Here is a 22,919-nt window from a genome sequence, read left to right on the forward strand (position 1 = left end):
AATGATGACCAAAGGACAATGCCTCTGCGGCGCAGTGTCGTTCGAGATCGAGGGGCTGCTCTCGGCACCGACGGCGTGTCATTGCGGCATGTGCCGCCGGCACAGCGGCGCGCCCGGCGCCTATACCAGCGCGCCGGTCTCGGCCTACCGGCTCCGCGGCGAGGAGAACCTCGGCTGGTACCGCTCTTCGCACGGCGCCGAGCGCGGCTTCTGCAAGCGCTGCGGCTCGAAGCTGTTCTGGCGCGAAGTCGGCGGCAAGGCGCTCGACGTCACCATGGGCAGCCTCGAAGCGCCGACCGGCCTCAGGCTGGCGAAGCATATCTGGACGCGGCACCAGGGCGACTACTACGAGATCGGCCACGATGGCGTGCCGCACTACGCCGAATCTTCCGCCGGCGACGCGCCGCCGATCGGCGAGGAAGCGCCGCCCCAAGCCGGTCCGCGCAAGACGCAGCATAGCGGCCGCTGCGAGTGCGGCGCGGTCCGCTACCGGGTCCGCGGCAACCTGCGGGACGTGGTCACTTGCCATTGTGGCCAGTGCCGCCGCGTGCACGGTCACGCGCCCGGCTACAGCGCCGCCCGCAAGGCCGAAACAACGATCGAAGGCGAGGGCAACATCGCCTGGTACCGCTCTTCCGATTCAGCGCAGCGCGGCTTCTGCGGGCAGTGCGGCTCCAGCCTGTTCTGGCGGCCGGAGGGCCGCGAGACCGTGTCGATCGCGGCGGGTTCGCTGGAAGCGCCCACCGGGTTGAAGACCGTCCGGCACATCTTTGCGGGCGACAAGAGCGACTATTATGAAATTGCCGACGGTGTGCCGCAGGATGCGGGAACCATGGCCGGGAACCCGGTCAAGTTCTGAGCATCATGTTCGCATCCCTCGGCATGTACGACCTGCCTGAACTGGCGGCGGCCACCGATGCCTGGTGGCGCGGCCTCGGGCGCCATTTCACCGCGCAAGGCTTCCGCGACCTGCCCCAGGCGCTCAATCGCGCCGGCGATCCGGTCGATCGCCTGACGGCGCCGGGACTGATCTTCGCCCAGACCTGCGGTTTCCCGCTGACCCACAAGCTCAAGGGCCATGTGCAGCTGCTGGCGACGCCGCGCTATGCGGTGCCCGGCTGTGCCGGTGCCTCCTACGTCAGCTGGATCGTGGTCCGGACGGACGATCCGGCCAAGACGCCGGCCGACCTCCGCGGCTATCGCGTCGCCTATAACGACGACGGTTCGCAATCCGGCTACAACACGCTGCGAGCGCTGATTGCGCCGATCGCGCAGGGCAAGCCCTTCTTCGGCGCCTTGACCGAGAGCGGCGCGCACCGCAGTTCGCTCGCCATGGTGAAAGCGGGTGAGGCGGATGCCGCCGCCCTCGACTGCGTCACCTTCGCGCTGCTCGTGCGGCTGGCGCCCGCGGAGGTTCAGGGCATCCGCGTGCTGCGGGCCAGCGCGGCCGCGCCGGGCCTGCCTTATGTCACCGCGGCGACGACTTCGGCCGCCGACGTGCAACGCCTGCAAGCCGGCATCGTTGCCGCTTTCGCCGATCCGGCTCTCCAGGAGACCCGCGCCGCCTTATTGCTCGATGGTTGCGAAATCCTGCCGTGCTCGGCATATGACGTGATACCGGCCATGGAACGGGCGGCGATCGCCGCCGGCTATCCGCAACTCGCGTGAATGAATGAGCGCACAGGGTCAGAGCGTCCTCCTGCCGAGCCTCGCTGTCGCGGCTTCCGCCGTGTTCTGGGGCACGACCTGGATTCCCCTGCGCGAGATCGACGGCCCCGGCGTGCCGCAGGAATGGAGCGGGCTGCTGATCTATCTGGTGCCGGCGCTGCTGGTGCTGCCGATGATCTTGCTCCGCCGCCGCCAGGTGATCGCCGGGGGCCTGCCGCTCCTCGTCACCGCGGTAGCGGTGGGTGCCTGCAACGGGCTCTTCGCCGTCTCGATGGTTTTCGGCGAGATCGGCATGGTGATCCTGCTGTTCTATCTCAACCCGGTCTGGGCGACGGTGCTGGAGCGGCTCGTGATCGGGACGCCGATCGCCGGCTTTCGTTGGGCCGGGATCGGTCTTGGCCTCCTGGGGCTGGTGGCACTGCAAGGCCTCGCCGGTCGGTGGCCGTTCCCGTCCAACGCCGCGGAGTGGATGGGCTTCCTGGCGGGCGTCTGTTGGGCCGTGGGTCTGGTCGCGACCAACCTGGCGAAGGGCGCCTCCATGATCGAGAAGACCTTCCTGCAATTCGTCTTCGCGGCACTCACCGCCGGCCTGCTCGTCGTGATGCTCGGCTGGGCCGATCCGGTGCCCACGGTTGAAGGCCTCGGCGCCTCCATGGGCTGGATCCTCGCCGCGGCGGCCTTCTGGGTCGTCCCGGCCATGGGCTTGAGCCTCTGGGGCGCGAGCCGCATGTCGCCCGCCCGTGCCAGCATGATATTGATGCTGGAAGTCCTGGTCGGGGTCGGTTCCGCCGCCTGGCTCGCGGGCGAGGAGCTGGGCATGAACAAGATCGTCGGCGGCGCGCTCATCCTTTCGGCCAGCCTGGTCGAGGCCTGGGGCAGCGCCAAGGCAGATGGAGAGGCCGCCCGAGCGGCCGGATGAGGAAAATGCGCCAGTTCGACGCCAAAGGCATGAAATGCCCGCTACCGGTCTTGAAAGCACGCCGCCTGCTGAGGGAAATGGCGCCCGGCGAGCAGATCGAGATCGAAGCCACCGATCCCGGGGCACCGAAAGACTTCGTGCATTTCTGCGAGACGACCGGCCACAAGCTGGTGGAGAGCCGCGAACGCGACGGCGTCTACGTGATTAAGATCGAAGCGGTCGGTTGAGACGCTAGTTGGTGGAGGGCGCGTTGCCGGCGCGGTGCTCGTCGTAGAAGCGCTTGGCGCCGGGATGCAGCGCCAGCGGCCCGGTCGCATCCGCCAGGGTAAAGTCGATCGGGCTCTTGCCCGTGGCGGCGAGGGTCTGGCTGGCCAGTGCCTTGGCGAGGTCATAGGCGAGGTTCGGATCGAGCAGGTTCGATACCGTCCAGAGGATCGGCACTTCGATGGTCGTGACCGGCGGCAGGCCCTTATAGGTGTCGGCCGGCAGGGTCACCGCCTTCAGGAAGCTCCTGCCGGTGACGAGCTTCGCCATCGGCTCTCCGTCCACCGGGAGCAGCCGGGCATCGGCGCTGTAGCGCAGGGCTGCGACGTCGGGATTGGGCGCGCCGTCGGCGACGATCATCGCGTCGATCTCGCCATCGACCAGCGCGGCGATGGTCGGCTGCATCTCGTCATATCTGAACTTCGCGCGCTTTGGCGTGATCCCGTAGGCCGCCAGGACCATGGCGCCGGTGACCGCGGAATCCCGGAGCTTCGGCCCGAAGCCGATGGTCTTGCCCTTCAGGTCGGAAATCGATTTTGCCTTGGAGGCGCCGGCGACCAGGACTTGGACCTGGGCCGCGCCGATCCGGGCCAGGGCCCGCAGTTCGGCTTCCGGTGCCGCGCCCTTGAAGGGCTCGTCGCCGGCCATGGCTTCGGCCGCGATATCGGCCTGGGCGACGGCGGATTCGATGGTGCCTTGATGCAGGCTCTGCAGGTTCTCGACCGAGCCCGCCGTGGTCTGCGCGAGGCCAACCAACCCCGGCACACCGCAGGGCGCTTTGTCGTCGCATTTGGCGGCGCCGGGCGGGTTGGTGATGGCACCCGCGATCGCGCCCGCGAGCTGATACAGCCGCGATCCCACGCCGCCGCCGCCGATGCGGAAATAATTGATGTCCTGCGCCGCCGCATCGGAGACGCCCGAGAGACCGGAAGAGAGGAGGCGCAGCGCGCCGAAACCGGTGCCGCCGACCGCCGCCGCGCCGAACCCGAGCAGCAGCCGCCGGCGACTGATATCCAGAGGACCAAGCCGCAGCGCCGCGGTGCCCGCAAGCGGGCGTCTCAGCAGGCGTTGAAGGTCGATCTTCGGGCTGGACACGACGCGTCCTCGAGCTGCGAATCAGCGCTATCCGCAAGATATAACCGCGACATTCTAAGCTCCAGTAAAAGGGCCGCGAGAATGACACCCGTCACTGTGCGTTTTTCTCATTGGGAATGAACGATTGCCTTGCGGCGAGCGCGTGACGGAAGTTTGGCGCTTTCGGGGCAGCGGTTCGAACCGTCGCGACTGGCTCCATCAGTGCATACAATCTGGCTCGCAGAACCGCCCATCGCGTCGGATTTGCGCAGGGTCCCGGCGGATTGCGTCAATCCTGGAGCCTCTGCTATCAGCCATCCAGATACCCAGATGATCGGGGAGCATTTCCAGTGAACGCGGCCAGCGTGAAGTCGGGGAATTTGAAGTCCAAACGGGCGCAAAACCTGCGCCGCCTCTTGAAGCCGCGCCAGGTCTGCATCGTCGGCGGCCAAGCCATGGAGGATTCGATCCGGCGCTGCGCCGATACCGGTTTCGCCGGCGAGGTCTGGGTGGTGAACCCCAAGCGCAGCGAGTTGGGTGGCCGGAAGTGCTACGCCTCGATCGCCGATCTGCCGGAGGCTCCCGACGCCACCTTCATCGCGGTCCCGCGCGAGCCGACCATCGACATCCTGCGCGCCCTCAATGCCGCAGGTGCGGGGGGCGCGATCTGCTATGCAGCAGGTTACGCCGAGGTGGGCGGCGAGGGCCACGGCCTGCAGAAGCAGCTGATCGAGGCGGTTGGCGACCTCGCCATGGTCGGCCCCAATTGCTACGGCATCCTCAACTATCTCGACGGGATCGCGCTCTGGCCGACCGGCCATAACGGCCGACGCGTGGAATCCGGCTGTGCCTTCATCGGCCAGAGCGGCAACATCGCCTTGAACGTAACAGGCAACGACCGTTCGGTGCCCTTCGGCTATGTGATCAGCTCCGGCAACCAGGTGATCCTGACCGTCGCCGACTTCGTCGATGCGCTGACCGAGGATCCGAAGATCACGGCAATCGGCCTCTACATCGAGGGCATCGACGACGTGCCGGCCTTCAGCCGCGCCGCCGCCAAGGCCATGCAGGCCGGCAAGCCGCTGGTGGCCCTGAAGGCCGGCAAGTCGGAGCTCGGCGCCAAGCTCGCCATGAGCCATACCAGCTCGCTGGCCGGCAGCGACCGGATGTACGATTCCCTGTTCGAACGCCTCGGCGTCATCCGTGTCGATACGATCCCGCAGCTCATGGAGACGATGAAGTTCGTCTCGACGGCGGGGCTGCCCAAGGGCAACAAGCTCGCGGTATTCACCTGCTCCGGCGGCGACGGGCTGATGACTGCGGACATCGCGGAATCGATCAACCTGCCGCTGCCCCAACACAGCCCGGCCCAAGTTGCGGATCTAAAAACCCAGCTGCCGAACTTCGCCACCATCTCCAACCCGCTCGACTACAACACTTCGCTCTGGGGTCATGAAGACCTGCTGACCCGCTGCTTTGACACGGTGATGGCGGGTGACTACGACGCCGGCATGCTGGTGATCGACTACGCGACCGACGGCGAGGCCAGCGAGCAGGCCTGGGACTGCTCGGTCAACGCGCTGGTCGCCGCCTGCCGCAAGAACGTCAAGCTGCCGATCGTCACCGCGACCCTGCCCGAGCTGCTGCCGGGCCGCGTGCGCGACCTGGTGATCCGCGGCCATGGCGCGCCGATGCAGGGACTGAAGGAAGCGCTGTGCGCCTTTGAAGCTACCGAGAGATTTGCGCGTTTGCGCGATCGTCTGGCAGGTGGCGGGTTGGGTGGCATCACGGTGCCGCCGACCCCGAAGCCGGAGGGCGCGGGTCGCTTGCTGCCTGAATACGAGGCCAAGCAGCAGCTCTCCGCCTATGGCTTGAGTGTGCCCGAAGCCCGGGTCGTGGCGCCGGCGGATGCGGCCAACACGGCGGCTGCCCTCGGCTTTCCCGTGGTGCTGAAGGTCGCCGAGCCGGTGCTCGCCCATAAGACCGAGGCGGGCGCCGTCGCGGTCAATCTCAAGTCCGCCGCCGAGGTCGAAGCCGCGTTGCAGGGGATGAGCGCGTCTCTTGCGCAGTACAAGCCCGGCAGCGTCATCGCCAAGGTCCTGGTCGAGAAGATGGTTTCCGATGTCGTCGCCGAACTCATCATCGGTGTGAAGCGCGATCCACAATTCGGTTTGGCGCTGGTGATCGGCGCCGGCGGCATCCTGGTCGAGATGGTGCAGGATTCCGCCATGCTGCTGCTGCCGACCGACCGCGGCGCAATCGAGCGGGCGATCGACAGCCTGAAGATCGCGAAGCTTCTGAAGGGTTATCGCGGCCGCCCTGCCGGCGACCTGCGTGCCATCGCCAGCGCGGTCGCCGCCGTCGCCGCCTTTGCCGAGGCGCACCGCGGCAGCCTACTGGAGCTCGACGTCAATCCGCTGATGGTGCTGACGAACGGCGCCGTCGCCGTCGATGCGCTGGTGGTGCTGGCGGAAGGGTAGGAGAGCTGTCGCTCAACGCCGCCGCTGCTGCAGCTTCAAGATCGACTTGATGTATTCCGGATCGATGGTCCAGCGATCGACCATCTTCTTCGCGGCATCGGTGCTGATCCGGTCGAAGAGCTCAAGCGACTTCGACATCAGATAGGGATCGCGGGTCATCGGATCGGTGCGCGCCCGCTGCATCAGCATGAACAGCGTGACGAAGCTCGAGCGGTCGATGCCGGCGGCGCGGCATGCGACCACGAGGCCTTCGCCATGTGAATCATAGATCAGCTTGCGGGCCAGGATCGGCTTGACGCCGATGCGCTCGCCGAGCATGGCTTCGAACAAGGGCGTCTCGCCGCGGCGCAGGGTCTCGACGATGATGTCCGGGGTGAGATCTTCGCGTTCCGCCAGTTGGCGCGCGAGGTTGATCGCGGGCTCTTCAGCCGCCGGCAATGAGACGCTGTGCGCCGCCTGCTGCGCGATCTGGCCGAGCGTCAGGTCGAGTTCCACCGGATCGACCGGGAAATTCTCGACGATGAACTGCCGCATCGCGGCGGAGACCCAGTAATACATCTTCTTGACCAGGTCCTGCGGCAGGTCGCTGCGGCGGAGCAGGGGCTCCTGGTAGACGTCGAGGGTCTTCGACTGGTCGCAGAGATAGGCCATGGTCGCGACTGAGATCTTGGCACCGTGGTTTTCGAGCAGCGCCTTGATGACGTCGACCGAATTGGTCGCGACCAGCGCGTCGCAGACCGGTTCGTTCAACGAGCGGCGCATGGCGATGGCGAGGCGATGGCTGATGGTGCGGTGGCGCACGATCTCCATCAGGTCCTCGTCCTCGAGCAGCGTCGAATTGAGGAGGATCGGCGAAGCGATGTCGAACTCATCGTTGGCGAGCAGCGTCGTCACTTCGCGCGGCGCATGCGGCGAGAGCGCGAGCTTTTCGGCCAGCGCCTTGCGGACCGGGCGCGCGACGTCCTGGATCAGCTTCTTCAGAATGTCGTTGATGAGGGCACGTTCCTGCAGGGTCAGGATACGGCCGTGGTCGCTCATCAGGTCGCCGATGGCGGTGACCAGATGGCTGCGGCCCTGCGTCGTGCGATCATGCGCGAGGTCGATCAGGCTCCGAACATCATTCGCAATCGCGGACATGGTGGCAGAGGCGCCCAAGACAGAATTCCCAGTTGGATCAAGCCGCCTTCGCGTTGCGGCTCAGCCGGCACGCTTCCCGATCGGACAGAATGACCAGTGTTAATGAGACGTTAGCTGAGCACCGGTTAGCAAAGCATTAATTCAACGGGCTAACGTTTCCGTGAGACCTGGGGTCTGTGGTGTGTGCAGCGCGGCGAAATGGGCATTAAGCCGGGCGGATGACGTCAGGTTTTCCGTCATAGTCGTAGTCCATGCCGATCGAGTCAGGCTTGCCGTCCTCGTTGTCGTCGATTTCCCAGACGTCGCACTCGCCTGCCGATTCATCGCCGTAGATGATCCGCGCCTCGGGTTTGTCGTCCTGGTCGCGGTCGAGCAGGCCGTAATCGACTTCGCCGTCGCTGTCTTGATCCAGCAGATAGAGATCGGGCTTGCCGTCGCCGCTCAAATCGACGCCCCAGCGCTCCGGCTTGCCATCTTTGTTGTCGTCATAGCTCCAGGTCTGGTAGTCGCCGCCGCCGCCCGCCGAAGCCGGCTGCACCTTGGCATCGCCGTTGCTGCCTTCGCTGGCCTTCGCTTCGATGACGCTGCCATCGGCCAGCCGGTCGCCGTGCATCAGCATCAGTCGCGTCACCTCATCGACCGACACGGCATAGTTCAGCCCTTGCCCTTCGGAATCCACGAAGCTGTTGATGCCGATGAGCATGCCCTCGTCGTCCAGCAGCGGTCCGCCGGAATTGCCGGGATTGATCGGCGTCTGGGTCTGAATGACATCTGCCTGGTGCTGGTAGAAGGAATCGTCCCAGTCGTATTTCGGCCGGATCTGGCTGACATAGCCGCGGGTATAGCTCCAGAATTCCCCATGCGGATGGCCGATCGCGTTGACCTCCTCGCCGATCTCGACCGAGGAGGGATCGCCGAGCTTCACCAAGGTCATGTCCTGCGGCGGGTTCTTGATGCGGATGAGCGCGAGGTCGGCCACCACGTCGATGCGCTCGACCGTCGCGTCATAGGCCTTGGCGCCGTCTACCGACGCACCGCCGGCGGGCATGAAGATGACCGATACCGCATCCGCGCCGGCGACGACGTGGTGGTTGGTCACGACCAGACCGTTTTGATCGAGGATCGCGCCGGCGCCGATGAAGTCGCCGTTCACCACCAGCACGACGCCGTTGGCGACCTTCTTGAACACAGTGGAGCCGACGCTGCGGCTGGTCGATGGATTGACCGGCGGCACCTGCTCCAGAGTTTTTGCCACCGCCTCGGATTTCGCAACGACATCCTCCGCCTGGTCGTAGGCGCCGAGGTTGACGCCGCCGATCGAACGGGTGCGCGCGCCGCTGGCCCCGATGTCGGTCGCGAGGTTGCCGATCTGGATCGCCGTGGAATCGACGATGCGGTAGCTGGTTTTTGCCAGCACCGCGCCGGCGGCGTCTTCCGCCGAGACCTTCTCCTCGCCGAGCCCGCTGGTTACGTGATACCAGCCGCCGTCTGCCGGCAGCCGCTTGCTCTCGCCGGCCTTCAGCGCGACGCTCTGCGCCAGCAAGGCCGTCGCGCCGTCGCTCGGCGTGTAGCGAATGTTGACGGTGGCGTCCTGGGTCGCGCTGATCACCAAAGCCAGCTTGGTGCCGATCGTTACCGGATCGCCGGCATCGATGATGATCGGCCGAGCGTCGGGGGCGCCGTTCTGCGGCTGGGTGACAAGCTGCAGCGTAACGGCATCCTCGGCGCGCAAAGGGGTCGTCGCGAAAGCAAGAATGACCAGCAGCACCGCCGCCGCGAAGCGAATCCGAACCATGTGCCCCTCCACCCGATTGCAGCGAATTTTGCGCCAGCACCGATGGGTGGGGGAAGGGGAGATTCGGCGCACGCCCTGACAAGCAGGTGTGCGCCGTTATGCAATCACCGCCATTTGGCGGTGTTGTGGCGTGCGCTCAAACCCCGATCTTCCCGCCGAGCTCGTCTTCGATATGGATCCTGATGATCTCGTCGAAGGAGCTTTCCGCCTTGAAGCCAAGCTCGATCGCTCGCTTGGGCGCGAAGTCGCGCGGCCAGCCGGCGACGATCTTGCCGATCGTGGCGTCGGGCTCGCGGCGGATCAGCTTCAGGGCCCTCTCGCCGCCGAAGCGCTTCAGGGCTTCGAGCTGCTCGCCGACCGTCGCCGAAAGGCCCGGCATGTTGAGATTGCGCCGGGCGCCCAGCTTGCCGGTGTCGAGTGTCGCCGCGTGAATCAGGAAGCCGACCGCGGCGCGCGGCGAGGCATGCCAGTGGCGCACGTCCTCGCCGACCGGCAGCACCGCTTCCTGGCCTGAGAGCGGCTCGCGCAGGATGTTGGAGAAGAAGCCGGAGGCCGCCTTGTTCGGTTTGCCCGGGCGGATGCAGATAGTCGGCAGGCGGATGCCGATGCCGTCGAAGAAGCCCTTGCGGGAATAGTCCGAGAGCAGCAGCTCGTCGATGGTCTTCTGGGTGCCGTAGCTGGTCAGCGGCGCCTGGATGAACTCGTCGCTGATCTTCTCCGGGAAGGGCGCGCCGAACACCGCGATCGAGGAGGTGAAGACCACGCGCGGATTATAGGGCGACTTCAGCCCTTCCTGGCGGATCGCTTCGAATAGGGCGCGGGTGCTGTCGAGATTGATGCGATAGCCCTTGTCGAAATCGGCCTCGGCCTCGCCGGAGACAATCGCCGCCAGGTGGAAGATGGTATCGGGCCGAAGGGCGGCCAGCTTCGCCGCTTCGCCGGGGGACGAAAGGTCGCTGATCAGCGTCGCGATCTGGCCGGTGAAGCCGGCGGGTTTGGCGGGCTCGATCACGTCGGTCAGGGTCAGGCGGGCGAGCTCGCGGCCGCCGAGCCTTCCATCCTTCACCAGCCGGTCGGTCAGCTTGCGGCCGACCATTCCCGCCGCTCCGACAATCAAGACATGCATGCGCCGTGTTCCTTCTGGCTGAGCCACTTGGCTGAAATCCGTGGTGCGCAGGGGTCGCGTGGAATGCTTGTCCTGTCAAGGGGAACCAGCGGGTCCGGGTTCGCGATGGCTGAATGGGTGTCTTATTTCACTACCGCCCGTTGAATCCTAGGTCGGGTCGACGGTATAAGCAGGCTGCATGGGGGAGTTGGGCGATGCGGTTGGTTTCCGGAATCCTGGCGGCGGTAATACTGGCGGCGGCGGTGCCGCCTGCCTGGGCGGTCTGCATCATCCGCGGCGGCGTCCGCAACTGCTATCAGGAACCGAGGCCCTGGAAGACCGCCGAAGGGCCAGAGCAGGAATCCCCGGCAGTCGCCCCGATCTCGGAGCTGAAGACGATCGTGCTGCAGCCGAGTGCGTCCGGGGACAACGCCTGGGTGCTGACGCCCGAGAGCGGCGACGGCGCGGTTGCGGCGCGCAGCATTAACATTTCAGCGCCGGCTTGCGAGCCGGGGCTGAGTTGCTAGCCTTCTCCTTTCGGCGGAACTGCGCTTCGTTGCCGAGGTTCAAGGATGCATAGGCCCAATCCGGCAGTCGGGCTTGCTCCGAGGCCGGCGGTCTATTGGATTGGAGATCCTCGATGCTCTACACCGCCATCCTGGTCGCCTGCATGGCGAACTCTCCCGAAGACTGCCGCACCCATGAAATGCTGATCGAAGCCTCGGCGATTCCGACCGCCGCTTTCCTCGAGGCCCAGAACAAGGCCGCCTTGTGGCTGCAGGACCATCCGGAGATGACCAAGCGCTCGCTCACCGTCAAGGCGGGCCAAAGCATCTGACGCCGGCTCATCTTGGCCGGCGACCACTTTCTCCCCTTTCGCGAATAAATCGTCCGGTCCCAGCAAGTATCCGAACGCCACATCGACGGGGTCGAGCAACTCGCCGGCGTCGGACTCGCCGGCGTCGGGTGAGACGGTCGTGCTGACACCCGGCGCCGAGACCGGCAATGCCTGGGTCTTGACGCCACAGAGCGGCGGCGGCGCCACTTGCGGGCAAGGCACCCGCTGCGACTGAGCGCGAAAGCGGGTGGTGCCGGCTGCGGGATTTGAACTCGCGACCTACCGCTTACAAGGCGGTTGCTCTACCCCTGAGCTAAGCCGGCAATCCAGGGATTTGCCCCCTCATAGCCTTCAATCCCGGGCGGGATCAAGTTATCAATGCGGGATCACCGGAACCGGCACGGCGAAGCTGCGCGATGCCCCATGAACCGGTCCCGTTAAGCCTGCTTGCCCGAAGCCTGTTTATCCGGCGGCGCCCGGACGCTATGCTGTCGGCATTCCGCGTGCTTGCCGCCAGCGAGGTGCATGATGGCCAATTCCGTGAAAGTCGCCCTGATCCAGAACTGCGCCGAGCGCGATATGGCGCCGAGCATCGCCGCCGTCGAGCCGCTGATCCGCACCGCCGCGAAGGACAAGGCGCAGTTCATTCTGCTCACCGAAATGGTCGCGATGCTGGAGCCGGACAGCGACAAGGTCCTGCAGAAGACAGTGCCCGAGGCCGAGGATCCGGCGTTGAAGACCTTCCGGGCCCTGGCGCAGGAGACCGGCACCTGGATCCTGGTCGGCTCGCTGCTGCTGAAGGAGCCGGGAAAGACCCGCGTCGTGAACCGCTCGCTCATGGTCGATCCCACGGGGGCGATCACAGCGCGCTATGACAAGCTGCATCTCTTCGACGTCGATGTCGGCGACGGCCAGGCCTACAAGGAATCCGCCACCGTGGAGCCCGGCGAGCGTGCCGTCCTGGCCGCGACCCCTTGGGGCCTCGCCGGCCTTTCGATCTGCTACGACCTGCGCTTTGCCTATCTCTACCGCGCCCTGGCCCAGGCCGGCGCCGCGATGCTGACCGTGCCGGCCGCCTTCACCCATGCGACCGGCAAGGCGCATTGGCATGTGCTGGCCCGGGCCCGCGCGATCGAGACCGGCAGCTTCGTGCTGGCGCCGAACCAGTGCGGGACGCACGCCGAGGGCCGCAAGACCTGGGGCCATTCGCTGATCGTCAATCCCTGGGGCGAGATCCTCGCCGACGGCGGCGAGGACGTGGGCATCGTGACCGCGACCATCGACCTCGACCAGGTCACCGAGGCACGGCGCAAGATCCCGGCCCTGAAACACGACCGCAGCTTCCCGGCACCGGGAATGCCGGTGCTGAAGAGCAAGGCGGGGGAGTAGGGGCAAAGCCTCCGTTCTTGTACATCATCTGAGACCAGGGGGAGCCTCGTGCCCAAACTGAAACTCTACGGCGGCGCCAAGAACCGCGGCCGGCGCTGCTACTGGCTGGCGAAGGAGCTCGGCCTGGAGATTGAGGCGGTTGAGATCGACCTCGCCAGCGGCCAGCACAGGTCGCCGGAGTTCCTGAAGATCAATCCCAACGGCCAAGTGCCGGTGCTGGATGACAATGGCTTCATCCTCTACGAATCCCTCGCCATCAATCTCTATCTGGTGAAGAAGCAGGGTGGTCCGCTCGCGGGCGCGAGCTTGCAGGAGGAAGCGCTGCTCACGCAGTGGAGCCTCTGGGTGGTCAATGAGATCGAGCACCTGCTGATCGAAATCCTTGAGCACCGCCTGATGCTGCCCGAAGCCGAGCGCAATCCGGCGCAGGCGGACCAAGCCTGGCGGAGCTTGCAGAAGCCGCTCGGTGTTCTCGAGCAGACCTTGACCGGTCGGGACTATCTGGTCGGCAACCGCTTCACCGTCGCCGACTTAAACGTCTCGATCGTGATGAGCCTGATCAACCGGCTGCAGCTTGACATCACGCGCTATCCAAACGTCCGGGCTTGGCTCGACACGTGCCTCGGCCGTCCCGCCGGCAAGGGCTTCGTGTGACTTGCGGCCGCCAAAGTTGCATGATGCTTGGCGGCGCGAGTCTCACTGACTGCATCACAGGGGAGGGATCATGGCCGACGATCTCGGTACTTTCCGGAGTGGTATTCAGCGATTTCGATCCGGCGGCATTGCCATAGCGGCGTTGCCGCTTGTCCTCGGCGTAGCACTCCTGTTGGCGGGTGAGCGCGTGCCGGCCTTGGAGATGCTCGCGGTTTCCGTGATCCTCATCTTCCTGATCCTCTGGGCCACGCACTGCATGGAAGACGCGATCGGAAAGCTGCAGGCCGGGCGCAAGACCGACGGGTAGCTTGCGGCTGCGGAGCGCCTGCGTTAGTTCCGGTATTTGACCCCCGGCAGCACGCAGAGCATCTCGTAGAGCAGGTTGGCGCCGAGCAATGCCGTGTTGCCGGTCGGGTCATAGGGCGGCGAAACCTCGACCAGGTCGCAGCCGACCAGCTGCAGGCCCAGGCAGCCGCGGATGATTTCGATGCCCTGGATTGTGGTCAGGCCGCCGATCTCCGGCGTGCCGGTGCCCGGTGCCGAAGAGGGGTCGAGCCCGTCGATGTCGAAGGAGAGATAGACCGGTCCCTTGCCCAGCTGTTGGCGGATCTCCGCCATAAGCGGCGCCAGCGACTTGTACCAGCACTCCTCGGCCTGCACGACGCGAAAGCCCTGGCTCCGCGGCCAGTCGAAATCCTCGGCCGCATAGCCGGTCGCGCGCAGCCCGATCTGAGCCACGCGTTTGCCGTCGAGCAGGCCTTCCTCGACTGCCCGCCGGAACGGCGTGCCATGCGCGATCTTCTCGCCGAACATCGTGTCGTTGATGTCGGCATGGGCGTCCACATGCACCATGCCGACTGGCCCGTATTTACGCTTCAGCGCGCGTAGGATCGGGAGGGCGATGGTGTGGTCGCCGCCCAAGGTCATCGGGATGCAATTATGGCTGAGGATCTCGTCATAGGCCTTCTCGATCAGGCCGATGCTCTTTTCGAGATTGAAGGTGTTGATCGCGACGTCGCCCACATCCGCCACCGACAGGCTGTCGAACGGCGCCGCCCGGGTCGCCATGTTGTAAGGGCGGATCAGACAGCTCTCGGCCCGGATCTGGCGCGGTGCGAAGCGCGCGCCGGCACGGTTGGAGGTGCCGATGTCGAACGGCACACCCACGAAGCAGGCGTCGAGCCCCTTGGCGCTGGAAACGGCGGGCAGCCGCATCATGGTGGCTGGGCCGCCGAAGCGTGGCATCTGATTGCCGCCGAGCGGCTGGTGATGGACTTTGTCGTTCATGATGTCCTCGGTTCAGGCGGGTGCTCTATTCCAGAGTAAACCACTGCGCCTCGACCCGTCGATTGAGATTGCTGTCCTGGCTGGAAGGCTCCTCCCAGCCGCGGCCGACAATCTCGACGCGTTTCGGGTCGATGTTGGGAAACTTCTTCAGAAGCGCGGTGCGCACCGCCTCCGCGCGCTGTTTGGAGAGCTCCATCGCCTTCAAGGCCATGGATTTCACCAGCTCCTCGCCGCCCTGCTTGCGGAACTCCTCGATCCGGGCGTTGTCGACATGGCCGCGCAGCAGGATCTCCGAGCCGGGGCTGACCTGCAGGAAGGTCTTCACGGTGTCGAGATACTGCTGGTTCTCCGGCGAGGCCTCGTCGAGCCGCGCGGAGTTGGGTTCGAAGAAGAAGCGGATATCCTTCTTCAACAGCGGATCGCCTTCCAGTGCCTGGGTGGTCGTGGTGCGGATCGGCGCGATCGCGATCACCTGGTCGGCGAACTTGCCCTCGCTCTTCAGTGCATCGAGATGGCTGGTATCGACGAAGCGGTCGCCATCCACCGGATTCTTGATCCGGTCGCCGTAGGACAGCACCGAGGACTGATAGATGCCGGAGAACGATCCCGCGGCGTCGATCGTGCCCTTGAAGAAAGCAAGGCTCTCCGGAAGGTTGGAGAGATGGACATGCGCCAGCTCGTCCTTGGTCTCGGCTTCGGTCCATTTGAAGGCCTTGGCCACCAAGCCGATATTCTGGTCCGGCTGATCGCGCAAGCGGCGATTGCCTTCCAGGAGGCCATGCACGATGCCCTTCACCATCTTCGGATTGGCCTCGGCGAAGCCTTTGTTGACGGTCAGGATGTCGGCGATGATCAGCAGGTTCTTGTTGGAGACCAGCATCTTCGCCTTGCCGCCGGATGCCTCGATGACTTCGTCGGTGCGTGGCGTCCAGCCGACGCAGCCGTTCAAGCGATTGGTGCCGTTCTTCAACTCCGCCTCATAGGCATCGCAAGCGACGAACGAGTCCTCGTAGAGCACCAGGCCCACCTCGTCCGCTGCCGGTCTGGCGTCGAGATCGCGCAGCAGCTTCACCTTCAAGCCGGCTTCGCTGGCGAGATAGCGCAGGAAGAACTCGCTCTCGTTGAACTCCGAGCCGGAGACCACCTTGCCGGCGAGCTGGTTGACCGAGGCGATGCCCTGATCGACCACGATCATGTCGGCGCCACGGGAGAAGCTGATCTGCGCCGGCACCACCACGTTGAACTGCCGCCCGAGCACCGCCAGCACATCGGCGGTGGTGGCGGCCGCTGCGAACTTGCCGTTGTTCAGCTTGCCCCAGGTCTCCTCCTCGGACACCGAGAACTTGACCTGGAAGCCGTATTCCTTGGCGAAGAAGGAATCTGGGTTTGGGGCGAGGCCACCATTGGCGACGATCAGCCCGCCGTAACCGGCATATTCCGAGATGTCGATCTCGACCACGTTGTTCTTCGGCACATAGGCCGCCGCGGCCTCGATCTGCGGGCTGCCGGCGGAAGGCTCGACCGGCGCCGGCACGTCGACCTGCTCGTTCGACGGAGCGGCGGGCGTCGCCTGCGAAGTCTGCTGGGTCGATGACTGCGTGGTGGCGGCGGTCGGCGCGCCCTGGTTTTTGTAATAGAGCCAGCCGCCGAGGCCGATCACGCCGAGGCCGAGGACGAGCGTGATGATGATCCCGAGCGGCGAACGCTTCGGACGATTGATCGAGCTCGGGTCCGTCATTGCGATTCTCCCACGCGCTTGCTGTTGCGTTGCTTTTGCGGCGAGTCCTTGAACGGGGACTCATAGGGCGTCGCGCCCAACTCGGCGATCTCGCCGAAGATCTCTTCCTGGTCCTTGAGCCAGCGGCCGGATTCCGTGAGGAAGGCGGCGAGGCCGTCCACCGACCGCCCGATCGAGGCCGGGTCGGAGCTCAGCAGTGCCTGCTCCCGCATCAGCGCCATCTGGTCGCGGATCCGCTCGAGCTCGGCGTCGAGCACGTTGATCCGGCGCTCCGCCTCAGCCCGCATGCCGATGCGCTGTTCGAGAATCCGCTGCTGGTCTTCCAGCGTCTCCTTGAGGTCATTGTCGATGCCATCGACGCTCAGCCGCTTCTTCACCTCGGCAAGCTGCTCGGCGATCGACGCCTTGCCCTTTTCGTCGCGGTTCTCGGTCACGGCGATCGCGGCGCTGCGGGCCGCCAGCAGCTTCAGGTGCAGACCTACTAGTTGCCAGACGCCGGCGATATGTTCCTGGCCGGCCTTGGCGTTCTCCAGCACCTTCTGCAGCTCGGCGCATTGCGCCTCGAGCTTGGCGTGACGTTCGCGGCTCCAGGGATCCAGCCGCTGCAGCAGGCTGGCATATTCGTTCTCCGGCGGCGGCAGGAGCAGATGCGCATCGACCGCGGTGCGGAAGCGCTTGCTGCTTGCGAGGACGCCGGTGAACATCGCCGTCGCCCCCAGGCCGATCAAGGCGAGGGGGGCGGCGACGAAATAGCCGACCAGGGCCGAGGCCAGGACCGCGAACCAGAGCGGTGGCACCGGCATTCCGATCGGCCGGACGTTGAAGGCCTTCCAGAGATATCTAAGCATCGGCCTTCCCGGCGAGCTTGCGCAGGCTTTCCGGCACGAAGGCGATGTCGGTCGCCTCGCGGATCGCCAGAACCATCTGGAACTTGAGCACGTCCTCGGGCACCGGCGGCTGATAGCCGGTCAAGCAGGCCTCGATCGCCTTGATCGATTCCAGCTTCTCGGTCCGCGCCAGGCGATAGGCCTTGACTGCGATTGCCTCCGCCGCACCCGGCGTCAGCAGAAGAGGGAGCTTGTCCCCAAGAGCGACGAGCTGTTCCTTGGTGACCTCGAGCCCCATACGCTTGCAGAGGGCGCGCAGCAGCTTGGCGCTTTCCTCCGGCGTGGTGGTCGGCAGCAGCGGGACCTTCACGTCCACGCGGCCCGGGCGCTTCAGGTCGACCTCGATCATGTCGGGGCGCGAGGAGGCGAGGATCCAGACCACATGGCCACGGGTGTCGGGATCGCTCATCTCCTGGGCGATCATCGAGTAGATGCGCCCGGAAAGGCCGCTGTCGCTGCTATCGGAAGTGCGGCGGCCGAGCGTCTGGTCGGCCTCGTCGATGAACACCATGCAGCGGCCGAGCGCGCGCACCAAGCCGATGATCTTCTCGAGATTGCCTTCGCTCGAGCCTACCCAGCGGTCGCGGAAATTCTTCAGTTTGACGACCGGAATGCCGGCCTCGCCGGCCAGGCATTCGACCAGGTAGGTCTTGCCGGTGCCGACCGGGCCGCAGATCAGGTAGCCTTTGGGGAGCGCCTTCAGATCGCCGGCTTGCCAGAGCGCCACGTCCTGCTGCAGCCAGGTTTTCAGCGCCTCCTGGCCTTCGTAATCGGCGAGGGTGCGCTTGGATTCGATGAACTCGATGAGATTCGCGCTCTCGCGCTCGACCAGTTCCTTCTTGATCTTGACCAGGTCGTCGCTCTTGATCGGCTGCTTCTGGTGCGCGCGCTGCTTGGTCAAGGTTTCGACCGCGGTGACTGCGACGCCGGTCAAGGCCGCAGCCATGGAGCTCTCGTCCTTCATGCTGCTGTCGAAGGCCGCGGCATTGTCGCGGCGGAGCAGGGCGAGCGCCCGGGTCAGCATGCCGGTATCCGGCAATGGCACCTTGACGCGTGCCGCGCGCGGATTGAGCGCGACCGAGGGATGCAGGTCATTGAGATTGTCGGCGATGATCAGGCTGACGAAGGGATGGCTGCTGAACGGTGCCTCGCCGGCCCAATCGCGCAGCAGGCTTGCCATGCCGCCCAGTTCGTAGCTCCAGCCGCCGGTCGCCGGCAGGATGTCGTCGGCATCACGCAGGATGCAGGCGACATGCAGCACCTGCTTCTCCTGGCCCAGCGCCCGCAGGTTCGCGCGGTAGCGCACGAAAGAGCTCACCAGCTCGATCGCGGCCAGGGGCTGGCGGACGGTCGGGTCGAGCCGCTTGGCGCCGCTCCAGCCTTCGAGCAGTTCGCCGCCACGCGTCACGCGCAAGCCGTTGCCGAGATCGAAGCTGAAGATCACCTGGAAGCCGGCCAGCAGCTCCTTCTCGATGAAGCCGCCGAGATTGACCAGGCTGCCGCCCACCGGCAGCCGGTCATGCACATTGCCGCTGAGGATGAACTGGCCCTGGGCCGTGCTTTCGTAGGCGAGTGCGATCTCGGCAGCCCAGGCCGGGGCCTCGGGCGACAGGGGCATCAGCTCTTCTCCGCGGCGCCTTCACTGCCCATGGTGCGCGGCGCGGCCGCGGCACCTTGCGGCGTTTCCAGGGTCAGTCCTTCGCGCGCGGCGAAGTCGGCCAGCGCCTGGTCGGCCAGCGCGTTCTGCTCCGACTCCTTCAGGTTCACCTCGGTCATGTCGATCGAGTCCTTGGCGACACGGGCGCGGCCCGCCGCCTTGGTGCGTTCCTCCTCGACCATCTCGTGCAGGCGGTTGAGCGTGTCGCCGCTGCCGCCGATGGTGCCGATCATCCCGGCCGCCATCTCCTGCATCTCGGCCATGGCGGTGTTCATGCGCATGTCGGCGATGGCGCCGCGCAGGCTTTCCATCTTGGACCTGGCGCTCTGCACCGAGACGTCGCGGGCCTTCAGCATGTTCTGGTAGGTGGCCTCGGCGCCTTCGAGCTGGCGGCGGTTTTCCTCGAGCTCGCGCTCCACGGTCTGCAGGCGGAGCGCATACTGGCCCGCAGCCTGTTTGTTGCCGGCCTTGAGGTTGGCGGCGGCCTTGGCGCGCAGGTCCTTCTGGTCGGCTTCGAGCTTGCGGACCTGACCCATCAACCGCTCGGCGAGTCCGGCATGGGCGGCGAGGCCCTGGTTGAAGTTGGCGATCTGCTTGCGGAGATTCTCTTTCTCGAGCTCCAGCAGCGCTTCCGGGTTCTGCCGCTCGACGCTGCCGATGAAGACGTTCAGAAACGCTTTGAAGAGATTAGCGATACGTCCGAGCATGACTCCCCCTTATGGCATCCCGCAGCCCGACAATCGGGCGCCAGAGTGCCATTGATCCGTCGTTGCATCTAGGAAAATCGTTCAATAAGAGCGGCCTAGCCCCCGCGGCTTGCGGCGCGCTCAACGGCGAGTCGTCACATTCGCCCATCCCTCATGGCCAAGCCAGATGTGGATGCTGGGCCTTGATTTCAATGGCCGGGCCTTGCACTGTCCCGGCCAAGTCTTAACGGGTCCATCGACATGCGATACTCCAGTTTCACCCAGCGCATCGGCGGGGAGGGTGCCCGCGCCTGGGAAATCCATCACCGCGCCGTCCAAGCGAAACGCAGAGGGGAGGACGTCATCATCCTCTCGATCGGCGATCCGGATTTCGAGACGCCGGCCTCGATCAAGCAGGCTGCGGTGGCGGCGCTCGACGCCGGCGACACCCATTACACCGACATCCTCGGCTTCCCGGCGTTGCGCGAGGCGATCGCCGCCTATCACCGGCGTACCTCCGGCCAGGATATCACCGCGGAGAATGTTGCTGCCGTATCAGGTGCGCAGGGCGGTTTGTTCGTCTCGTCGATGCTGGTGCTGGACCAGGGTGACGACGTGGTCGTGCCCGAGCCGATGTATCTCACCTACGAGGCGACTCTCCGCGCGGCGGGCGCCCATCTCGTGCGTGTGCCGATGCGGCCGGAGAACGAGTTCCACCTCGATCCCAAGGATATCGAGAAAGCGATCACGCCGAAAACCAAGGCGATAGTCTTCGCGACACCCGGCAATCCAACCGGCGCCATGTTCGGCCGCGACGTGCTGGAGGCGATGGCCAAGCTCGCGATCGAGCGCGATCTCTGGGTCATCGCCGACGAGGTCTATGCGGCATTGAGCTTCGGCAAGGAGCATGTGAGCATCGCCAGCTTGCCGGGGATGGGCGAGCGCACGGTCACCATCAACAGCCTCTCCAAATCGCATGCGATGACCGGCTGGCGGATCGGCTGGATCGTGGCGCCGCCGCAGCTGATCGACTTCGCGCATGATCTCGGGCTTAGCACGCAATACGGCCTGCCGGGTTTCATCCAGCGCGCCGCCATCCGTGCGCTGGCCGAACCGGTGCCGGAAGTCGGGGCGATGCGGGATGCCTACCGCCGCCGGCGCGACGCGGCGACCGCCACCCTCAATCAGGTTCCGGGGCTCAAAGTGCATGTACCTGAGGCCGGGATGTTCATGATGCTGGATGTGCGCGGGACGGGGCTCAGCGCCTTCGACTATGCGCTGCGCCTGTTTGAGCAGACCGGCGTCGCCGTGCTCGATGCCACACCCTTCGGCCGAAGCGCCGAAGGGCATTGCCGCGTCTCCTTCGTGGTCGATGAGAGGAGTCTGACTGAAGCCTGCCGAAGGATCGCAGGATTCACCAACAAGCTCTGAGCTACTCCGCCGTCTTCATCTCGAGCGGGGCGACGCCGCCGAACAGGCGCGCCTTTTGCGTGCCGTTCTTGCTCGACCAGGAGACTTTGTGGCCGACCACATCGACGCGGTAGCAGCCGTCCTCTGAGACCACGGCTTTCGGCCATTTCAGGCAGACGTCGCCGCTCTTGTCGAGCGACCAGGCGCCGGTTTGAGTTTCCGCGGTCCCTTCCTGGATGGTGGCCTGGCCGCCCGGCAGGAAGTAGAGCTTGTAAGGCGTGCCGTCCGCCGTCTTGCCCGTGAGCGTGTTGCCGGCCATCGCCGTGATGAATGCGTCACCACGCAGCGACTTGGCTTCGGCCGGCACGCCGGCCAGCAGAGCTGCCGCACCCAGTGCGGCCAATGCGAAATTCTTGAGCATGTCTGTCCTCCTCGCTTCGGTCCCGGCACCTAAATGCGCCTGGGGCCATGCCGGTTCACCTGGGCGAGGCGGGATCAATTCGCAAGCCATACGTGCGTATAGTGCCGCGCACGATACCGTCTGTTACAAAGCCGGCTATCGGTCGAATGCGCGTAAAAAATCGCGGATGATCGCCTGCATCCGCTCCCGGCCGAAGCTCGGATAGTGCCCGCCATGGACCAAGCGGACCGGAAGGCCGAGCAGCCGCTTCATGCTGGCCACGTATTGGCGCATCTCGCCGGCATTTTCCTCGTCATAGGCGAGCGGGCCGTCATAGACCACGTCACCGGCGAACAGGATCTCAGTCGCCTTCTCGTAGAGCGCGATCGAGCCCGGCGAATGGCCGGGCAGGTGGAAGACCTCGAAGCTGCGGTCGCCGGTATCGACCACACTGCCTTCCGGAAGCAGCGTGGTCGCGGGCGCGGGTGGGATGTCATAGCGCAGCGGTTGCCAGTCGCCCGGCGGCAATTGCGTGAAGATGTCGTTGTTGGCGACGTACTTGTCCGCCACCGTGTTGGCGCGGGTGGGATGTGCGAGGATCTCCGCCTCGTCCGGATGAACGGCGCGCTCGGCGAACTCGTGATGGGTGCCGATATGGTCGAAATGGGTATGCGAGGCAACCGCGAGAAGCGGCCGTTCGGTCACGAGCGGAATTTGCTCGCGCAGGCTGACCACGCCCATGCCGCTGTCGATCAGCAGGTCGTGGTCGCGGCCGCGCACGTGCCAGATGTTGCAGCGGTAGTATTCCTTGATATGCGGCTCGAAAATCCAGGTGACACCGTCGCCTAAGGTTCGGCTCTCGTACCAGGTCTCCGGCGTTGCGATCTGCATGGCTCAAGCCTCGGTGGTGGCGAGGCCAGCAAACACCAGACGGACCTGCCGCGCCAAGTTCTTCTTCAACAGAGCGATCGGCATCTCCTCGCGGGCGACGAAGACCTGGAACAGGCTGTTCACCACCTCGAACAGCACATCGCCGGCGGTCTTCGCATCGACCTTGGCGTCGATCTGCCCGCGTTCCTGCAGCGCGGCGACCAGCTCGCCGACCTGGTTGGCCAGTTTGCGGTCCAGCGCGGCATAGGCGAGGCCGAACTCCGAGCTCGGCTGCGACAGCGCATTCGCCATCGCGTTGCGCCAGAGCTCCTTGGAGAGATGGATCAGCGAATGGTCGATGTAGAAGGTGAGGAGCTTGCAGACTGCCTGCACCGGGTCCTTGGGCGGATTGGCGATGATGCTCTTGCCGGCGGCGCGCACTTCCTCGCCGTCGAGCGCCACCAGCGAGATCAACAGGTCGCCCTTGGATTGGAAGTAGTTGTAGACCGTTCCGGCGGCGACCTCGGCCTCGGCCGCGATCGCCTCGATGCTGGTCGCGGCGAAGCCGTCGCGGCGGAACAGCTTGGCCGCGGCCGCGAGGATGTCGCGCCGCCGTCCCGCCTTCTGCCGCTCGCGCAAGCCCGCCATGCCCGCTCCAGAA

General features: G+C 65.5%; 23 protein-coding genes and 1 tRNA gene. 11 read left to right on the top strand and 13 right to left on the bottom strand.

Going from position 1 to position 22,919, the window contains the following annotated elements; all coding sequences use genetic code 11:
* Position 1 precedes the first annotated feature (1 nt).
* From ACYQ4T_RS21900 to ACYQ4T_RS21915, 4 genes are read left to right on the top strand one after another with little or no spacing between them, the layout of a single operon-like run.
* Entirely contained in the window at positions 2-859 is an 858-nt protein-coding gene (locus ACYQ4T_RS21900) for a GFA family protein (protein ID WP_459858726.1), read from the top strand.
* Positions 860-864: 5 nt separating this feature from the next.
* Positions 865-1,668 carry a phosphate/phosphite/phosphonate ABC transporter substrate-binding protein gene (locus tag ACYQ4T_RS21905; RefSeq protein ID WP_459858727.1) on the top strand — a complete coding sequence of 268 codons (804 nt, stop codon included), beginning with the start codon at positions 865-867 and terminating at the stop codon, positions 1,666-1,668.
* A gap of 4 nt (positions 1,669-1,672) precedes the next feature.
* Positions 1,673-2,587 (top strand): DMT family transporter, encoded by a 915-nt coding sequence (locus tag ACYQ4T_RS21910; protein WP_459858728.1) that lies wholly within the window; start codon positions 1,673-1,675, stop codon positions 2,585-2,587.
* Positions 2,588-2,592: 5 nt separating this feature from the next.
* Positions 2,593-2,814, top strand: coding sequence for a sulfurtransferase TusA family protein (locus ACYQ4T_RS21915; RefSeq protein ID WP_459858730.1), 222 nt, complete (start codon positions 2,593-2,595; stop codon positions 2,812-2,814).
* A gap of 4 nt (positions 2,815-2,818) precedes the next feature.
* Here the strand turns inward: ACYQ4T_RS21915 and ACYQ4T_RS21920 are convergent, their stop codons facing one another.
* Positions 2,819-3,946: a TAXI family TRAP transporter solute-binding subunit gene (locus ACYQ4T_RS21920; protein ID WP_459858731.1), complete on the bottom strand. Its 1,128-nt coding sequence runs from the start codon at positions 3,944-3,946 to the stop codon at positions 2,819-2,821.
* Between the two features lie 329 nt (positions 3,947-4,275).
* On the opposite strand from ACYQ4T_RS21920, the gene ACYQ4T_RS21925 reads away from it, so the two are divergent.
* Positions 4,276-6,405 carry an acetate--CoA ligase family protein gene (locus tag ACYQ4T_RS21925; RefSeq protein WP_459858732.1) on the top strand — a complete coding sequence of 710 codons (2,130 nt, stop codon included), beginning with the start codon at positions 4,276-4,278 and terminating at the stop codon, positions 6,403-6,405.
* A gap of 12 nt (positions 6,406-6,417) precedes the next feature.
* On the opposite strand, the gene ACYQ4T_RS21930 is transcribed toward ACYQ4T_RS21925, so the two are convergent.
* From ACYQ4T_RS21930 to denD, 3 genes are all read right to left on the bottom strand, one after another.
* A complete protein-coding gene (locus ACYQ4T_RS21930; protein WP_459858733.1) occupies positions 6,418-7,542 on the bottom strand; it encodes a DUF2336 domain-containing protein in 1,125 nt (374 codons plus the stop codon).
* A gap of 205 nt (positions 7,543-7,747) precedes the next feature.
* Positions 7,748-9,337: a S1C family serine protease gene (locus ACYQ4T_RS21935; protein WP_459858734.1), complete on the bottom strand. Its 1,590-nt coding sequence runs from the start codon at positions 9,335-9,337 to the stop codon at positions 7,748-7,750.
* A 136-nt stretch (positions 9,338-9,473) separates the two neighbouring features.
* The gene (denD, locus tag ACYQ4T_RS21940) at positions 9,474-10,463 is read right to left on the bottom strand and encodes a D-erythronate dehydrogenase (protein ID WP_459858735.1); all 990 of its coding nucleotides are present in this window, start codon (positions 10,461-10,463) and stop codon (positions 9,474-9,476) included.
* A gap of 194 nt (positions 10,464-10,657) precedes the next feature.
* On the opposite strand from denD, the gene ACYQ4T_RS21945 reads away from it, so the two are divergent.
* A complete protein-coding gene (locus ACYQ4T_RS21945) occupies positions 10,658-10,969 on the top strand; it encodes a hypothetical protein (RefSeq protein ID WP_459858736.1) in 312 nt (103 codons plus the stop codon).
* A gap of 113 nt (positions 10,970-11,082) precedes the next feature.
* Positions 11,083-11,280, top strand: a complete 198-nt coding sequence (locus ACYQ4T_RS21950) for a hypothetical protein (RefSeq protein ID WP_459858737.1) — start codon at positions 11,083-11,085, stop codon at positions 11,278-11,280.
* Positions 11,281-11,528: 248 nt separating this feature from the next.
* Here ACYQ4T_RS21950 and ACYQ4T_RS21955 read toward each other — a convergent pair.
* Positions 11,529-11,603, bottom strand: a tRNA-Thr gene (locus ACYQ4T_RS21955).
* Between the two features lie 202 nt (positions 11,604-11,805).
* On the opposite strand from ACYQ4T_RS21955, the gene ACYQ4T_RS21960 reads away from it, so the two are divergent.
* The 3 genes from ACYQ4T_RS21960 (at position 11,806) to ACYQ4T_RS21970 (ending at position 13,630) form a co-directional block, all read left to right on the top strand.
* The gene (locus tag ACYQ4T_RS21960) at positions 11,806-12,669 is read left to right on the top strand and encodes a carbon-nitrogen hydrolase family protein (RefSeq protein WP_459858738.1); all 864 of its coding nucleotides are present in this window, start codon (positions 11,806-11,808) and stop codon (positions 12,667-12,669) included.
* Between the two features lie 48 nt (positions 12,670-12,717).
* A complete protein-coding gene (locus tag ACYQ4T_RS21965) occupies positions 12,718-13,323 on the top strand; it encodes a glutathione S-transferase family protein (protein WP_459858739.1) in 606 nt (201 codons plus the stop codon).
* 70 nt (positions 13,324-13,393) lie between these two features.
* Positions 13,394-13,630, top strand: a complete 237-nt coding sequence (locus tag ACYQ4T_RS21970) for a hypothetical protein (protein ID WP_459858740.1) — start codon at positions 13,394-13,396, stop codon at positions 13,628-13,630.
* A gap of 23 nt (positions 13,631-13,653) precedes the next feature.
* Here ACYQ4T_RS21970 and speB read toward each other — a convergent pair whose 3' ends face one another.
* The 5 genes from speB to ACYQ4T_RS21995 are packed head-to-tail and all read right to left on the bottom strand — an operon-like array spanning position 13,654 to position 19,599.
* A complete protein-coding gene (speB, locus tag ACYQ4T_RS21975; protein WP_459858741.1) occupies positions 13,654-14,610 on the bottom strand; it encodes an agmatinase in 957 nt (318 codons plus the stop codon).
* Between the two features lie 25 nt (positions 14,611-14,635).
* A complete protein-coding gene (locus tag ACYQ4T_RS21980; RefSeq protein WP_459858742.1) occupies positions 14,636-16,348 on the bottom strand; it encodes an OmpA family protein in 1,713 nt (570 codons plus the stop codon).
* Positions 16,345-17,196, bottom strand: coding sequence for a hypothetical protein (locus ACYQ4T_RS21985; protein WP_459858743.1), 852 nt, complete (start codon positions 17,194-17,196; stop codon positions 16,345-16,347). The genes ACYQ4T_RS21980 and ACYQ4T_RS21985 overlap by 4 nt, the downstream gene beginning before the upstream one ends.
* Complete coding sequence (locus ACYQ4T_RS21990; RefSeq protein WP_459858744.1) at positions 17,189-18,853, bottom strand: AAA family ATPase; 1,665 nt, start codon at positions 18,851-18,853, stop codon at positions 17,189-17,191. The genes ACYQ4T_RS21985 and ACYQ4T_RS21990 overlap by 8 nt, the downstream gene beginning before the upstream one ends.
* Positions 18,853-19,599: a PspA/IM30 family protein gene (locus ACYQ4T_RS21995; RefSeq protein ID WP_459858745.1), complete on the bottom strand. Its 747-nt coding sequence runs from the start codon at positions 19,597-19,599 to the stop codon at positions 18,853-18,855. The genes ACYQ4T_RS21990 and ACYQ4T_RS21995 overlap by 1 nt, the downstream gene beginning before the upstream one ends.
* A 240-nt stretch (positions 19,600-19,839) precedes the next feature.
* Here ACYQ4T_RS21995 and ACYQ4T_RS22000 point away from each other — a divergent pair, with 240 nt between their 5' ends.
* Positions 19,840-21,009: a pyridoxal phosphate-dependent aminotransferase gene (locus ACYQ4T_RS22000; RefSeq protein WP_459858746.1), complete on the top strand. Its 1,170-nt coding sequence runs from the start codon at positions 19,840-19,842 to the stop codon at positions 21,007-21,009.
* Position 21,010: 1 nt separating this feature from the next.
* Here the strand turns inward: ACYQ4T_RS22000 and ACYQ4T_RS22005 are convergent, their stop codons facing one another.
* The 3 genes from ACYQ4T_RS22005 to ACYQ4T_RS22015 all read right to left on the bottom strand — a co-directional run bounded on the left by ACYQ4T_RS22005 (position 21,011) and on the right by ACYQ4T_RS22015 (position 22,906).
* Positions 21,011-21,409, bottom strand: coding sequence for a hypothetical protein (locus tag ACYQ4T_RS22005; RefSeq protein WP_459858747.1), 399 nt, complete (start codon positions 21,407-21,409; stop codon positions 21,011-21,013).
* A gap of 135 nt (positions 21,410-21,544) precedes the next feature.
* Positions 21,545-22,279 carry an MBL fold metallo-hydrolase gene (locus ACYQ4T_RS22010; protein WP_459858748.1) on the bottom strand — a complete coding sequence of 245 codons (735 nt, stop codon included), beginning with the start codon at positions 22,277-22,279 and terminating at the stop codon, positions 21,545-21,547.
* 3 nt (positions 22,280-22,282) lie between these two features.
* Positions 22,283-22,906 carry a TetR/AcrR family transcriptional regulator gene (locus ACYQ4T_RS22015; RefSeq protein WP_459858749.1) on the bottom strand — a complete coding sequence of 208 codons (624 nt, stop codon included), beginning with the start codon at positions 22,904-22,906 and terminating at the stop codon, positions 22,283-22,285.
* Between the last annotated feature and the right edge of the window lie 13 nt (positions 22,907-22,919).

The sequence above is a fragment of the Dongia sp. agr-C8 genome, assembly GCF_054658695.1.

Bases quoted from the DNA above. Each gene is read 5' to 3' on its own strand.
- ACYQ4T_RS22010 (WP_459858748.1), bottom strand. From the start codon at position 22,279: ATGCAGATCGCAACGCCGGAGACCTGGTACGAGAGCCGAACCTTAGGC.
- ACYQ4T_RS21910 (WP_459858728.1), top strand. From the start codon at position 1,673: ATGAGCGCACAGGGTCAGAGCGTCCTCCTGCCGAGCCTCGCTGTCGCG.
- ACYQ4T_RS21935 (WP_459858734.1), bottom strand. From the start codon at position 9,337: ATGGTTCGGATTCGCTTCGCGGCGGCGGTGCTGCTGGTCATTCTTGCT.
- ACYQ4T_RS21995 (WP_459858745.1), bottom strand. From the start codon at position 19,599: ATGCTCGGACGTATCGCTAATCTCTTCAAAGCGTTTCTGAACGTCTTC.
- ACYQ4T_RS21990 (WP_459858744.1), bottom strand. From the start codon at position 18,853: ATGCCCCTGTCGCCCGAGGCCCCGGCCTGGGCTGCCGAGATCGCACTC.
- ACYQ4T_RS21960 (WP_459858738.1), top strand. From the start codon at position 11,806: ATGATGGCCAATTCCGTGAAAGTCGCCCTGATCCAGAACTGCGCCGAG.
- ACYQ4T_RS22000 (WP_459858746.1), top strand. From the start codon at position 19,840: ATGCGATACTCCAGTTTCACCCAGCGCATCGGCGGGGAGGGTGCCCGC.
- denD (WP_459858735.1), bottom strand. From the start codon at position 10,463: ATGCATGTCTTGATTGTCGGAGCGGCGGGAATGGTCGGCCGCAAGCTG.
- ACYQ4T_RS22015 (WP_459858749.1), bottom strand. From the start codon at position 22,906: ATGGCGGGCTTGCGCGAGCGGCAGAAGGCGGGACGGCGGCGCGACATC.
- ACYQ4T_RS21930 (WP_459858733.1), bottom strand. From the start codon at position 7,542: ATGTCCGCGATTGCGAATGATGTTCGGAGCCTGATCGACCTCGCGCAT.
- ACYQ4T_RS21980 (WP_459858742.1), bottom strand. From the start codon at position 16,348: ATGACGGACCCGAGCTCGATCAATCGTCCGAAGCGTTCGCCGCTCGGG.
- ACYQ4T_RS21985 (WP_459858743.1), bottom strand. From the start codon at position 17,196: ATGCTTAGATATCTCTGGAAGGCCTTCAACGTCCGGCCGATCGGAATG.
- ACYQ4T_RS21915 (WP_459858730.1), top strand. From the start codon at position 2,593: ATGCGCCAGTTCGACGCCAAAGGCATGAAATGCCCGCTACCGGTCTTG.
- speB (WP_459858741.1), bottom strand. From the start codon at position 14,610: ATGAACGACAAAGTCCATCACCAGCCGCTCGGCGGCAATCAGATGCCA.
- ACYQ4T_RS21970 (WP_459858740.1), top strand. From the start codon at position 13,394: ATGGCCGACGATCTCGGTACTTTCCGGAGTGGTATTCAGCGATTTCGA.
- ACYQ4T_RS21950 (WP_459858737.1), top strand. From the start codon at position 11,083: ATGCTCTACACCGCCATCCTGGTCGCCTGCATGGCGAACTCTCCCGAA.
- ACYQ4T_RS21905 (WP_459858727.1), top strand. From the start codon at position 865: ATGTTCGCATCCCTCGGCATGTACGACCTGCCTGAACTGGCGGCGGCC.
- ACYQ4T_RS22005 (WP_459858747.1), bottom strand. From the start codon at position 21,409: ATGCTCAAGAATTTCGCATTGGCCGCACTGGGTGCGGCAGCTCTGCTG.
- ACYQ4T_RS21900 (WP_459858726.1), top strand. From the start codon at position 2: ATGATGACCAAAGGACAATGCCTCTGCGGCGCAGTGTCGTTCGAGATC.
- ACYQ4T_RS21945 (WP_459858736.1), top strand. From the start codon at position 10,658: ATGCGGTTGGTTTCCGGAATCCTGGCGGCGGTAATACTGGCGGCGGCG.